We start from the raw sequence: 11,886 nt of genomic DNA, 5'->3' as shown, positions 1-11,886 counted from the left end.
ATGAGCAACATGAGATGAGCAGGCGAGTGGCCTGACGACTGACGCGACAACTACCTTGACACACGCCGCGCCGGGCGAAACAAAGGAAAGTAGGTCGGCCGCCGGGCCGAGACCCGGCCTCGAAAAGAAACCCCCCGGCAAGGCCAGAACCAGCAAACGCAGCAAACGCAGCAAACGCAGCAAACGCAGCAGCGCCCAAAAATCTCAGGCAGCCAACCTGAACCGCTCCACCACCCCCCCAAACCCCCTCTCCAGATCCGCAATCAGATCCAAAGGATCCTCCAGCCCCACATGCAGCCGCACCACAGGCGCAGTCCCCGTCCACACACTGTGCTCCCGCAACCGCTCAGGCTGCGCCACCAGCGCCAGGCTCTCGTACCCGCCCCACGAAGCCCCCTGCGCAAACTGCCGCAACGAGTCAACGAACACGGCGCCGGCACCGGCATCCACCCCTTCGGCAAACGCGAATGACACCAGCCCACTGGCCCCGCTGAAGTCACGCTTCCACAGCGCATGGCCGGGATCGGAGGGCAGGGCCGGGTAGAAGACGCGGCCGACCTGGGGCTGATGCTCCAGCCACTGGGCGATTTCGGTGGCGTGGCGCTGGTGCTGGGCCAGGCGCACGGGCAGGGTGCGCAGGCCGCGCAGTGCCAGGTAGGCGTCGTCGGCGCCTATGGTCAGGCCCAGGGCCTCGTAGGCGGTGGATATCTTCTTCGACAGCGCGGGGCCGTCGGTGATGACGATGCCCTGCATCACGTCGGAGTGGCCGGCGATGTACTTGGTCGCGGCCTGGATGGAGAGGTTGGCGCCGTGCTCCAGGGGCTGGTAGAACCAGCCGCCGCTCCAGGTGTTGTCGGTGGCCACGGCAATGCCGTGCTGGCGCGCCACGGCGGCCAGGGCGGGCAGGTCCAGCACCTCGTAGAGCAGGGAGCTGGGCGATTCCAGGTAGACCAGGCGGGTGTTGGGGCGGATCTTGCCGGCCAGATCGTCGCGCGAGGGCGAGAAGTACTCCAGCGTGATGCCCAGGCGCTGCAGCAAGGTGGCGTCCACGCGGCGCACGGGGGAGTAGACGCTGTCGGCCACCAGGGCATGGTCGCCGGGCGAGAGCAGGGCGATGAGCACCAGGGTGATGGCGGACAGGCCCGAGGGCGTGAGAAAGGCGCGGTGCCCGCCCTCCAGCGCGACCACGGCGTCTTCCAGCGCGCGGTGCGTGTCCAGGCCGTGGCGGCCATAGGAGGCCACGCGCTCGCCGGCCTCGCGGCGGTGGTGCAGGTCGGCGTAGGCGGCGCTGTCGGCAAAGCGCACGGTGCTGGTGCGCACCACGGGCACGTTGACGGGGCCGGAGCCGCCCTGCAGCGGCGGCGTGCCTGCGTGCAGCAGGCGGGTCGACGGGCCCAGGGGCCGGTGCTTGTCTTGGGGGATGCTCATGCCACGGCCTCGCTGGGACGGAAGTAGGCGGCGTTGTAGTTCTTGACTTCGCCGGTGTCGGGGTCGATGGCCACGCGGCCGCTCAGGGTTTCCAGCGGTTGGCCGTAGAGATGGAAGTGCAGCGTGGGCTGCTCGCCCACGACGGCAATGCTGTGGATGTCATCGGGCAGGAAGGCGATGGAGGCGCCCGGCTGCACGGTGAATTCGCGCGCCAGGTGGATGCTGGCGCGTGCGGGGTTGCTGCGGTCGTCCGTGCGCTCGTAGAGGCGGTTGAGCTCCTGGCCTTCGACGGCAACGATCACGGCCCAGGTCGTGTGGTTGTGCGGCGCCGTGGTCTTGCCGGGGTTGATGGAGTTCAGGTACAGGGCCAGGCCCGCATCGCCATCGGCCGGGTTGAGGCGGTAGCGCGTGGAGGCGCCCAGGCCTTCGGTCTGCGCGGGCGGGGGAAAGTCCGCGCGGCTGAACAAGGCCTTGTGCGCGGCCAGCTGCTCCAGGCGTGTGGTGATGGCCGACAGGGTGCTGCGGTCGGGCGCGCCGGCCTGCAGCAGCTGGCGCACGTCGGCCAGGGCGGCGTCCACGGCCTGGCGGCGCCGGGCGGCGGCGTCTGTATGGGTGCCTGTATCTGCGCCTGTGCCGGCCGGGGTTTCAGTCTTTGTTTCTGCGGTCATGGGATGTGCTCCTGGAGGTGGGGGATCAAAGGGCAAAGCGCAGGCTGTTGAAGGGCAGCGGCGTTGTGGCCGGGGCGGCTGGCGCAGGCCTGGGCCGGGCGCCATCGCCCAGGGCGCGCTGCAGGAATTCGCGCGTGCGCTCGCTGCGCGGGCTGCCGAAGATCTGGGCGGCCGGGCCGTGCTCGACGATGCGGCCGGCCTCGGTGAAATACACCTGGTCGCTGACCTCTTCGGCAAAGCGCATTTCGTGCGTGACCAGCACGCAGGTCATGCCGTCCCTGACCAGGTCGCGGATCACGGTCAGCACCTCGCCCACGGTCTCGGGGTCCAGGGCCGAGGTCACTTCGTCGAACAGGATCAGCTCGGGCCGCATGGCCAGGGCGCGCGCAATGGCCACGCGCTGCTGCTGGCCGCCGGACAGCTCGCCGGGGTAGGCGGATTCCTTGTGGTCCAGGCGCACCTTCTGCAGCAGGGCGCGGGCCTCGCGCTCGGCCGTGGCGCGGTCGCGGCCGACCACGCGCGTGGGGGCGATGACCAGGTTCTCCAGCACCGACAGATGGGGGAACAGGTTGTACTGCTGGAAGACGAAGCCCACGCGCTTGCGCAGGGCGATCAGCTCGGCCTCGGTGCGCAGCTGGTCCACGCGCGTGCCCGCCACCGAGATGGCGCCGCGCTGGGGCCGCAGCAGGCCGGTGATGCAGCGCAGGATGGTGGACTTGCCCGAGCCCGAGGGCCCGATGATGGTCACCGCCTCGCCGCGCCGCACCTGCACGTCGATGCCTTGGAGCACCTGGTTGTCGCCAAAGGACAGGTGCACATCCTGCAGGTGGACCAGGGCGGGTGCCGTGCCTGCGGGGGCATCGGCCGTGGCGAGTTGGGAGAGAAAGGAGTCAGTGGCGTTCATGGCGTCGCTCCAGGGCGCGGGTGGCGCGGGCAATCGGATAGCAATAGGCGAAAAACAGCGCGAGCAGCGTGAAATACACAAGGATGGTGAAGTCCGTGCGTGCCACGGTGTTGCTGGCGATCTGGGCGGTGTCCACCACGTCGTGCACGCCCACCAGCGAGGCCAGCGAGGTGCTCATGGTGATGCTGGCGTAGAGGTTCATCCACGGCGGCAGCATGCGGCGCACGCACTGCGGCAGCACGATGAGGCGGAAGATCTCGCTGCGGCGAAAGGCCAGCGACTGGGCTGCCTCCCACTGCGCGCTGGGAATGGACTGGATGGCGCCCCGGAAGATCTCGGCCACGTTGGCGCTGGTGGGCAGGGCCAGGCCCAGCACCACCTTGACCCAGTCGGGGAACGGAAAGGTCCAGCCCACCAGCTTCAGCTCGAACGGGAACACATAGGTGGTGAAGTAGATAAGCACCAGGATGGGCGCATTGCGAAACAGCTGCACATACCAGCGCACGCCCGTGCGCACGGCCGGCGTGGGCGACAGCGACAGGGCGCCCAGCACCAGGCCGGCCACGGTGCCGATGGCCACGGCCAGCACGCTGATCTCGATGTTGACCAGGAGGCCGCGCAGCAGCGCGGGCAGCCATTTCCACAGGTGCACGAAGGCGGGCGGGGCGCTGTCCGTGGCGGCCCAGCAGGCGCACAGGGCCAGCAGCGCGGCGCCCGCGATCAGCCAGGGGCTGCGCGCCGCGCGCAGCAGGGCGGCGGGCAGCGGACGGGGCGCGGCGCCGGTGTTCAGGGTGGCTTCATTGGCCATAGCCGGGCATCCTCAGGTGTTGTTCCAGCCAGCGGCCCGCCAGGCTGACCAGCCAGGTCAGCAGGCCGAACCACAGCAGGATGAGCAGCAGCAACTCCAGCACGTTGTCGCGCTGCGACCAGATCATGATGGACTCGTAGGTCACGTCGCCCACGGCAATGGCCGAGGCCACGGCCGTCATCTTCACCAGGTCCACCAGGTTGTTGGTCAGCGAGGGCAGGGCAAAGCGCACGGCCAGCGGCAGCTGCACGCGCACCAGCAGCTGGCGCTGCGAAAAGCCCAGCGAGCGCGCTGCCTCCAGCGTGGTGGCGGGCACGGCCTCGATGCCGGCGCGCAGCGCCTCGGCATGGAACACGCCCTTGTGCAGCGAGACCACGATCACCACCCAGACAAAGGGCGTGAGCGGGTTGTTGCCCGCGCCCCAGTCGCGCAGTTGCTGGGTGATCAGCATGTTGAGCACCAGGAAGGCGCAGTACAGCTGCACCAGCGTGGGCGTGTTGCGCGTGACCTCCACAAAGGCGCGCGCAGGCCGCGCCAGCCAGGCACGGCCCGAGGTCAGGGCCGCCGCCAGCGCCACGCCGGCCGCCAGGCTGCCGGCAATGGTCAGCAGGGCCAGCTGCACGGTCACGAACATGCCGCGCACAAAGGCCTGGCGCTCGGCCACGTCCAGCACGAAGGCGTAGTTCAGGCCCAGGCCCTTGAGCGCTTGCACGCCCTGGGCAAGCAGGCTGTCGTTCATGGCACGGCCTCCAGGGCGGCCGGCTGTGCATGCGCTTGCGCTTGCGCAGCGGGGTCTTTCAACGCGGCCACGGCACGTGCGATGCGGGCCGTGGCCTCGGCCAGCACCTCGTCGCTGGCGGCGGTGGAGATGCGGAAATACGGCGACAGGCCGTAGGCCCCGCCATCCACGGCAGCCACGCCTTCGGACTCCAGCAGCCATTCGGTCAGGTCGGTGTCGCTGGCGATGGGCTGGCCGTCCGGGCGCAGGTGGCCTATCAGCGCGCCGCAGTGCACAAAGGCAAAGAACGATCCGGCCGGCGGCAGCAGGACCAGGCCCGGCACCTGGTCCAGCGCCTGGGTGACCCGTTGCGCGCGCCGCGCATAGGCGTTGCGGGCCTGCTGCACAAAGCTCTGGTCGGGCGACTGCAGCGCCGCCGCGGCCGCGGCCTGGGCCACGGAATTGGGGCCTGACGAGGCCTGCGACTGGATCACCACCATGGCCTGCACCAGCGCGGCCGGGCCTGCGCCCCAGCCGATGCGCCAGCCGGTCATGGCATAGGTCTTGGAGACGCCGTTGACCAGCAGCGTGCGCTCGCGCAGGTCGGGGGCCACGGCCAGCCAGTGCGCGGGGGCCTGGGGCGTGAACCAGATGTGCTCGTACAGCTCGTCCAGCAGCACCAGCACCTGCGGATGAAGGCGCAGCACCTGGGCCAGGGCGGCCAGTTCCTCGCGGCTGTAGACGGCGCCCGAGGGGTTGCCCGGCGTGTTCAGCACCAGCCAGCGCGTGCGCGGCGTGATGGCGGCCTGCAGCGCGGCCGGCGTGAGCTTGAAGCCCTGCTCAATGCCGCAGTCCACGATGACCGGCGTGCCGTCGTTCACGCGCACGATGTCGGGAAACGAAGGCCAGTACGGCGCCGGCACGATGACCTCGTCACCCGCATCCAGCGTGGCCGCCAGCGCGTTGTAGATCACCTGCTTGCCGCCGTTGCTGACGATGATTTGCCCGGCGTCGAAGTCCAGCCCGTTCTCGCGCCGGTACTTGGCGCTGATGGCCTGGCGCAGCGCGGCCGTGCCGGGCGTGGGCGTGTATTTGGTTTCGCCACGGGCCAGGGCCGCGATGGCGGCCTGCTTGATGGGCTCGGGCGTGTCGAAATCGGGCTCGCCCGTGGTCAGCGCAATGATGTCGCGGCCCTGGCGGGCCAGGGCCGTGGCCCGCGCGCTGGCCGCGGCATTGGGCGAGAGCCTGACGCGCTGCACGCGCTGCGAAAGGGGAAAGGGCGTGGTCATGGCGTGGGGCCTTCCTGGAATGCGGCGGCTGGCGTTGGAGAAACCTGCGGCAAGTCGTGCGGCAAGTCATGCGGCAAATCGTCCGGCAGGGCTTGCAGCACCTTGCCGGGATTGAGCAGGCCCAGCGGGTCGAAGGCCTGCTTGAGACGCCGCATGAGCTGCAGCTCCACGGCGCTCTTGTAGCGGGGCAGCAGGTCGCGCTTGGTCTGACCCACGCCGTGCTCGGCGCTGATGGAGCCGCCGTGGGCGTGCACGCTGTCGTGCACCACCTCGTGGATGGCGTCTTCCTGGGCAAACAGTTGCGCGGGCGTGCTGTCCGGCGCGTGCGACACGTTGTAGTGCAGGTTGCCGTCGCCCAGGTGCCCGAAGGCCACGGGCCGCACGGCGCCAAAGCGCGCCTGCAGCAGCGCGGCCGTGGCCGCGAGAAAGTCGGGGATGCGCGAGATGGGCACCGACACGTCGTGCTTGATGTTGCGGCCGTCGCGCCGCTGGGCCTCGCCCAGGGCCTGGTCGCGCAGCCGCCACAGGGCCTGGCTTTGCTGCAGGCTCTCGGCAATGGCGGCATCGGTGACCAGGCCGTCCTCGAAGGCCTGGCCCACCACGCACTCGAAGCGCTGGCGCGCATGGTCCTCGCCCTCGCTGTCGGACAGCTCGATCAGCGCAAACCAGGGTGCCTTGAGCGCCAGCGGTATCGGCTGCTCGGGCACATGGCGGGCTATCAGGCCCAGGGCCGTGTCCGACATCAGCTCGAACGCCGTCAGGCTGGCACCGAAGCCCGCCCGCGCCTGGTTGAGGAAGGCCACCGCATCGCGTATGCAGCCAAAGGCCAGCAGCGCCGTGTGCTGGGCGCGGGGCAGCGGATGCAGGCGCAGCGTGGCCGCCGTGATGATGCCCAGCGTGCCTTCGCTGCCCACGTACAGGTCGCGCAGCGCATAGCCGGTGTTGTCCTTGCGCAGCCCGCGCAGGCCGTCCCAGATGTCGCCTTCGGCCGTCACCACTTCCAGGCCCAGCACCAGCTCGCGTGCGTTGCCGTAGCGCAGCACCTGGGTGCCGCCCGCGTTGGTGGACAGGTTGCCGCCAATGGTGCAGCTGCCCTCGGAGCCCAGGCTGAGGGGAAACAGCCGGTCCGCATCGCGCGCTGCCTGCTGCACATGGGCCAGCACGGCGCCGGCTTCCACGGTCAGGGTGTCGTTGTCGGTGTCGATGGCGCGCACGCGGTTCAGGCGCGCCAGCGACAGCAGCACGGCGTGGCCCGAGGCGTCGGGCGTGGCGCCGCCCATCAGCCCGGTGTTGCCGCCCTGGGCCACGATGGGCGTGCGGTGGGCGCGGCACAGGCGCACCAGCTGCGCCACCTGGGCCGTGTCGGCAGGCCGTGCCACGGCCAGGGCCTGGCCCGTGAGGCGGCCATGCTGGTCGGTCAGGTAGCCGGCCGCATCGGCACCTGTGAGGACATGGGAATCGCCCAGGGCGTGGCGCAGCGCGGTGACCAGGTCGGCGGGGCCGGTGATGTGGCCGCTGGTGCTGGTGCGGGTGTGGGTGCTCATGCGGGCGCCTTCCTGAACTTGTCGTGCAGCTGGTGCAGCAGCGGCGTGGGCGTCATGCCGTTGCGCTGCTCCACCTCGATCAGCCAGCCCGTGCGGTGCCAGTCCTGCACGATGCGGTCGATGGCCGCCTGCGTGTCGGACTCGCCCTTGCGCAGCCAGATCACCGAGGGCGAGGGAATGATGTCCGCGGGCGAGACGATCTCGTAGTCCTTCCAGTCCGCATTGCTGGCCACGAGTTCGCGCAGCGTGGGGCTGACATGCACGGCGGCCGCGCAGTTGCCGCCCTTGAGGGCCAGCAGCGACTCGGGCTGGCCCCGGAAGGCCTTGATCTGGGCGCCGTATTGATCTGCCAGCGGCTTGGTGAAATTGCTGCCCTGCGACACGCACACGGGCTTGCCGCGCAGGTCGTCCCACTGGCGCACGCCGCTGCCCTTCTTGGCGATGGCGGCGCCGCCGACTTCCTCGAACGGCGTGGGCACGAAGGACAGGATCTCGCTGCGCTCCTGCGTCCACTGCATGTTGGCGATCAGGATGTCCACCTTGCCCTGCTGCAGGAACTGCACGCGGTTGGACGGCTGGACCTGCACGGTCTCCACCCCCACGCCCAGGCCCTTGGCCACGCCTTCGGACAGCTGCACGTTGTAGCCCACGTGCCTTTGCGTGACGGGGTCGATGGTGCCGAACGGCGGCCCCGAAAGCATCACCCCCACCACGATCTTGCCGCGCTGCTTGATGCGGTCCAGCGTGGCGTCGGCATGGGCTGCCAGGGCCGTGAGGGCGAGCAGGGCCGCCAGGGCGGTGCGAGTCGGCTTCATGGCTTGGCTCCCTTGGCGGCGGCCTGGGTTGCCTGCGCATCGGCTTGTGCTGCCGCATACACCGCGAAGTCGTAGGGCGCGCGGTCGAACTGGCCCTTCAGCGCGCGTTCGTGGCGCTCGGCGATCCAGGTGTCGGGCACGCCGCTGGCGCGGGCCACCTTGAGCAGAAAGCCCGTGCGGTGCCAGTCCTGGATGGCCTTGTCCACGAAGGCCTGGGTGTCGGCCTCTCCACGGCGCGTCCACACCACGGTGGGCGAGGGAATCAACTGGTCCTGCGTGCCCAGCTCGAAGTCCTTCCACTCGGCCGCATTCGGGCCGGTGAGCTTTTCATAGAGCGCGGGCTGGATATGGACCGAAGCCGCGCAGGTGCCGCCCTTGAGCGCCAGCAGCGACTCGGGAATGCCGCGCAGGCCCTTGACCACGGCGCCATAGCTCTCGGCCAGGGGCTTGGCGAAGTTGCTGCCCTGCGACACGCAGGCCACCTTGCCGCGCAGGTCTTCCCAGCGCTTGATGCCGCTGGCCTTGGCCACCAGGGCGCCGCCGCCGATCAGGTCATAGGGCGTGGGCGCGAACGAGAGGATCTCGCTGCGCTCCTGCGTCCACTGGATGTTGGCGATCAACAGGTCCACCTTGCCGCTTTGCAGGAACTGCACGCGCGTGGAGGCGGTCACGGGAACCGTCTCCAGCGGCACGCCCAGGCGGCGCGCGATGTCGGCGGCCAGCTCGGTCTGGTAGCCGCCGGTCTTGCCGGTGGCGGGGTCCAGCACGCCGAACGGCGGGCTGGCGCCATCAATGCCCACGGACAGCTTGCCGCGTTGCTTGATCTTGTCCAGCGTGGCATCGGCGTGGGCGGCGCCGGCGCCCAGCAGCAGGGCCAGGGCGGCGGCAAGGGGGGGAAGAAGGCGGGGCATGCGTGAATCCATCAGGGAACGGAAGGCCCGGCCCCGTCCTGCGGGGCCTGGGCCTGGGTGGTCGAAAAAAAGCAGGGGTGGACCGCCGTGGCGGTCGGCGGTCAGCTGGCGGACTTGAACTTGGCCTGCAGCTCGGGCAGCAGCGGGTTGGCCGGCTCTATGCCCACGCGCTTTTCTGCGGCGATCAGCCAGCCCGTGCGGTGCCAGTCCTGCACCACCTTGTCCACGGCGGCGATGGTGTCGGCCTCGCCCTTGCGGGTCCAGACCACGGAAGGCGCGGGCAGCACCTCGCTGGCGATGGGGGCCGAGTACTGCGCCCATTCGGGGTTGCTGCGCAGCAGCGGGTAGATCAGCGTGCTGTCATGCACGGCGGCCACGCAGTTGCCGCCCTTGAGCGCCAGCAGCGAGTCCGACGAGCTCTTGTATCCATGCACCTGGGCGCCGTACTCGCTGGCCAGCGGCTTGGCAAAGCTGCTGCCCTGGGACACGCACACCGGCTTGCCGCGCAGGTCTTCCCACCTGGCGATGCCGCTGCCCTTGCGCACGGCGGCAATGCCGCCCACGCGGTAGAAGGGCGTGGGCGCGTAGCCCAGGGTCTCGGCACGGTCGGGGTTCAGTTCCATGGAGGCGATCAGCAGATCCACCTTGCCGGCCTGCAGGAACTGCACGCGCGTGGCGGTCTGCACCTGGACCAGCTCGGCCTCCACGCCCAGGCCCTTGGCCAGGGCGCGTGCCAGCTCGGGGTTCCAGCCCACCAACTGCTGGGTGGACGGGTCGATGGAGCCGAAGGGCCCGCCATTGACCAGCACGCCAATGGTGACCTTGCCGCGCTGCTTGATCTTGTCCAGCGTGGCATCGGCCCGGGCCTGGGTGCAGGCCAGGGCCAGCGCGGCGGCGATGAAGGTCAGGGATGCGGAAAGGGTGGCGCGGGGCTGGCGGCGCAGGGTGGGGCTTGTGTGCATGGCGGGAGCGGGGCGGTCGGGACGAACGAAAGATGCGTACGCCCGCATCTTCTGGCCGCCCTTGACCCACGGCAACAAAGCTTTGGGAGCATGTTTATGCACTTTGCGTCGCTGCATCAGGGTGATCACCAGGGAAATGTGGGCCCGAGGCAGGGCGGGTCGATGGTGTAATCGCGACGGCCGGGGTGCTGCGCCCACCGGCACCTCCCAGCGAGCCCTCTTCCATGCACCAAGCCCTAGCGTCCCTACTCGCCCCTCTCGCCTGCGCCGCCCTGCTGTGTGCCAGCCCCGTGGCCTGGGCCGCCAATCCCACCAGCTCGGGCAATTGCGAGGAAAGCTCCACCAACATGTCCGAGGTGCGCGCCTGCCTGCACGAGCAGAACGTGGCCATGGTCAAGGCCGCCTACGTCTCGCTGTCGCTCAAGCTCAAGGCCCGCATGCCCCAGGCGTCGGAAGAGCTGGAAGTGGCGCAGAGAAACTGGGTGCAGTACGCGCGCAGTGCCTGCGAGTTCCTCTCTGAATTCAATTCCGCCAGCTTTGCCAAGGATGATGCGCGCGCCAACTGCTGGAGCGACTTCGCCCGCGCCCGCGCCAAGCAGCTCAAGTCCTGGGAGATGCAGCTGGACAAGAAGCCCTGAGGGCGGGGACGCTGCTCACTGGTAGTTCAGCGTGAAGGTGGCCCTGCCGTTGGCCTGCCCCGTCGTGACTGCCGCAGCGGTCTGCACGTATTTGGCAGTCAGCGGGATCTTGAACTGGGCAACGCCCTGGACGATGGTTCCCGCACTCCATTGGTTGGTGTTGCCAGGCACGTTGGAGTCCGGGCCGTAGCCGAGAGCGGTGCCATCCTTCAGTATCTGTATGCCTATTCCGGTGGCAACTGGCTTGCCGTCTGGCGCGGTCTGGCTCAAGGTCAGGACGGTGCTCCGATTGCTGGTGTCGTTGGCATCGGTGAGCGTGATGTGGGGGCGCAGAACGCTTTCGGGCGCGCCGCCCTTGCATTCCAGCGTGACGTCGAACTGCTGGGGGATGGAGGTGGATTGGAGGCCCGTGAATCGCAGGATGGGCACAGCGCCCATGGGTACGGAGATGGTCGAGGCTGCCACCGAGCAGGAGGGACCGACCACCACCCTGGTGCGGCCGGACAGGTTGACGTTTCCTGCGATGCAGCTGGGGCACTGGAATCGCATCTCGACGTTCATCCCGGAGCCCGTTAGTGTGCCAGCGGAAACGCTGCCGGTTTTCACCAGCTCGATCCAGACATCCTGGGTGGATGAAACATTCCAGAAATAACCCAGCGCGCCCGAATGATTTTCTGATTCGGTGGTAATGGGCATGGTTCTGCCACTGGGAGCGCTGGGGCCGCGCCATGTTGCCCACCAGCGGATTCCAATGCCGGGAATATTGGTGCTGTAGACATTATTGTATCCGGGCGTCTTGGTCCCGGATTGAACATTGGCGGCTACAACGGCTTTGGAAACATCGTACTCGAATGCCGTGTTCAGCACCGCTTTAAGATTAAATACGGTTGCCGTAGACTTCCATAGCGTCGATCCGTTGGAGTAATTTCCGGGTACTGTTATTTCCTCGGGCAGTGAAATGCTGGAGCTGGTGGGGGAGAATACGCCCCCGGCAAAGGCATTGGTGTTCATCGTTGCCGCTGAAAAGGCGATGAGAAATGGAATGGCGATCAATGCAAGGCGGCGTACTTGCAAGGGAAATGAGGGAATGAAAGAAGAATGCATGATACTGATTCGGTCCATTGCTGAAGTATGATTATCGAAAATATCACGCAATAGTTTTATTGAACTTTTGAGTGAATAATGAGGGGCTGGAAATGAA

12 protein-coding genes are annotated in these 11,886 nt (G+C 68.4%); 1 reads left to right on the top strand and 11 read right to left on the bottom strand.

Annotated elements, in window-relative coordinates:
• Positions 1 to 204: 204 nt before the first annotated feature.
• The 10 genes from metC to ACUTR7_RS21045 all read right to left on the bottom strand — a co-directional run bounded on the left by metC (position 205) and on the right by ACUTR7_RS21045 (position 10,047).
• On the bottom strand, positions 205 to 1,428 hold the full coding sequence (gene metC / locus ACUTR7_RS21090) for a cystathionine beta-lyase (protein WP_096914072.1): 1,224 nt from the start codon (positions 1,426 to 1,428) through the stop codon (positions 205 to 207).
• On the bottom strand, positions 1,425 to 2,096 hold the full coding sequence (locus ACUTR7_RS21085) for a cysteine dioxygenase family protein (RefSeq protein WP_445609750.1): 672 nt from the start codon (positions 2,094 to 2,096) through the stop codon (positions 1,425 to 1,427). Before ACUTR7_RS21085 ends, metC begins: the two co-directional genes overlap by 4 nt.
• A gap of 25 nt (positions 2,097 to 2,121) precedes the next feature.
• The gene (locus tag ACUTR7_RS21080; RefSeq protein ID WP_046240583.1) at positions 2,122 to 3,000 is read right to left on the bottom strand and encodes an amino acid ABC transporter ATP-binding protein; all 879 of its coding nucleotides are present in this window, start codon (positions 2,998 to 3,000) and stop codon (positions 2,122 to 2,124) included.
• Positions 2,987 to 3,808 (bottom strand): amino acid ABC transporter permease, encoded by an 822-nt coding sequence (locus ACUTR7_RS21075; RefSeq protein WP_013800582.1) that lies wholly within the window; start codon positions 3,806 to 3,808, stop codon positions 2,987 to 2,989. Before ACUTR7_RS21075 ends, ACUTR7_RS21080 begins: the two co-directional genes overlap by 14 nt.
• A complete protein-coding gene (locus tag ACUTR7_RS21070; protein WP_013800583.1) occupies positions 3,798 to 4,547 on the bottom strand; it encodes an amino acid ABC transporter permease in 750 nt (249 codons plus the stop codon). The genes ACUTR7_RS21075 and ACUTR7_RS21070 overlap by 11 nt, the downstream gene beginning before the upstream one ends.
• Positions 4,544 to 5,815, bottom strand: a complete 1,272-nt coding sequence (locus ACUTR7_RS21065) for an aminotransferase class I/II-fold pyridoxal phosphate-dependent enzyme (protein ID WP_445609749.1) — start codon at positions 5,813 to 5,815, stop codon at positions 4,544 to 4,546. The genes ACUTR7_RS21070 and ACUTR7_RS21065 overlap by 4 nt, the downstream gene beginning before the upstream one ends.
• Positions 5,812 to 7,359: an FAD-binding oxidoreductase gene (locus ACUTR7_RS21060; protein ID WP_445609748.1), complete on the bottom strand. Its 1,548-nt coding sequence runs from the start codon at positions 7,357 to 7,359 to the stop codon at positions 5,812 to 5,814. The genes ACUTR7_RS21065 and ACUTR7_RS21060 overlap by 4 nt, the downstream gene beginning before the upstream one ends.
• The gene (locus ACUTR7_RS21055) at positions 7,356 to 8,174 is read right to left on the bottom strand and encodes a transporter substrate-binding domain-containing protein (RefSeq protein WP_016448804.1); all 819 of its coding nucleotides are present in this window, start codon (positions 8,172 to 8,174) and stop codon (positions 7,356 to 7,358) included. The genes ACUTR7_RS21060 and ACUTR7_RS21055 overlap by 4 nt, the downstream gene beginning before the upstream one ends.
• Positions 8,171 to 9,085: a transporter substrate-binding domain-containing protein gene (locus ACUTR7_RS21050; protein ID WP_034397150.1), complete on the bottom strand. Its 915-nt coding sequence runs from the start codon at positions 9,083 to 9,085 to the stop codon at positions 8,171 to 8,173. Before ACUTR7_RS21050 ends, ACUTR7_RS21055 begins: the two co-directional genes overlap by 4 nt.
• Before the next feature lie 101 nt (positions 9,086 to 9,186).
• The gene (locus ACUTR7_RS21045; RefSeq protein ID WP_141835510.1) at positions 9,187 to 10,047 is read right to left on the bottom strand and encodes a transporter substrate-binding domain-containing protein; all 861 of its coding nucleotides are present in this window, start codon (positions 10,045 to 10,047) and stop codon (positions 9,187 to 9,189) included.
• Positions 10,048 to 10,271: 224 nt separating this feature from the next.
• Between ACUTR7_RS21045 and ACUTR7_RS21040 the strand changes: the two genes are divergently transcribed.
• A complete protein-coding gene (locus ACUTR7_RS21040; protein ID WP_012207561.1) occupies positions 10,272 to 10,685 on the top strand; it encodes a lysozyme inhibitor LprI family protein in 414 nt (137 codons plus the stop codon).
• 15 nt (positions 10,686 to 10,700) lie between these two features.
• On the opposite strand, the gene ACUTR7_RS21035 is transcribed toward ACUTR7_RS21040, so the two are convergent.
• Positions 10,701 to 11,789, bottom strand: coding sequence for a fimbrial protein (locus tag ACUTR7_RS21035; protein WP_445609747.1), 1,089 nt, complete (start codon positions 11,787 to 11,789; stop codon positions 10,701 to 10,703).
• Positions 11,790 to 11,886 lie beyond the last annotated feature (97 nt).

It is taken from the genome of Delftia sp. NA_296.1 (genome assembly GCF_052692095.1).
Note: the sequence above shows the minus strand (reverse complement) of the source record. Positions and strands in the feature narration are given on the sequence as shown.

What these genes read in the sequence shown, in the direction of transcription:
- ACUTR7_RS21035 (WP_445609747.1), bottom strand. Translation starts at nt 11,789, where the DNA reads ATGCATTCTTCTTTCATTCCCTCATTTCCCTTGCAAGTACGCCGCCTT.
- ACUTR7_RS21080 (WP_046240583.1), bottom strand. Translation starts at nt 3,000, where the DNA reads ATGAACGCCACTGACTCCTTTCTCTCCCAACTCGCCACGGCCGATGCC.
- ACUTR7_RS21040 (WP_012207561.1), top strand. Translation starts at nt 10,272, where the DNA reads ATGCACCAAGCCCTAGCGTCCCTACTCGCCCCTCTCGCCTGCGCCGCC.
- ACUTR7_RS21070 (WP_013800583.1), bottom strand. Translation starts at nt 4,547, where the DNA reads ATGAACGACAGCCTGCTTGCCCAGGGCGTGCAAGCGCTCAAGGGCCTG.
- ACUTR7_RS21060 (WP_445609748.1), bottom strand. Translation starts at nt 7,359, where the DNA reads ATGAGCACCCACACCCGCACCAGCACCAGCGGCCACATCACCGGCCCC.
- ACUTR7_RS21065 (WP_445609749.1), bottom strand. Translation starts at nt 5,815, where the DNA reads ATGACCACGCCCTTTCCCCTTTCGCAGCGCGTGCAGCGCGTCAGGCTC.
- ACUTR7_RS21085 (WP_445609750.1), bottom strand. Translation starts at nt 2,096, where the DNA reads ATGACCGCAGAAACAAAGACTGAAACCCCGGCCGGCACAGGCGCAGAT.
- ACUTR7_RS21075 (WP_013800582.1), bottom strand. Translation starts at nt 3,808, where the DNA reads ATGGCCAATGAAGCCACCCTGAACACCGGCGCCGCGCCCCGTCCGCTG.
- metC (WP_096914072.1), bottom strand. Translation starts at nt 1,428, where the DNA reads ATGAGCATCCCCCAAGACAAGCACCGGCCCCTGGGCCCGTCGACCCGC.
- ACUTR7_RS21050 (WP_034397150.1), bottom strand. Translation starts at nt 9,085, where the DNA reads ATGCCCCGCCTTCTTCCCCCCCTTGCCGCCGCCCTGGCCCTGCTGCTG.
- ACUTR7_RS21055 (WP_016448804.1), bottom strand. Translation starts at nt 8,174, where the DNA reads ATGAAGCCGACTCGCACCGCCCTGGCGGCCCTGCTCGCCCTCACGGCC.
- ACUTR7_RS21045 (WP_141835510.1), bottom strand. Translation starts at nt 10,047, where the DNA reads ATGCACACAAGCCCCACCCTGCGCCGCCAGCCCCGCGCCACCCTTTCC.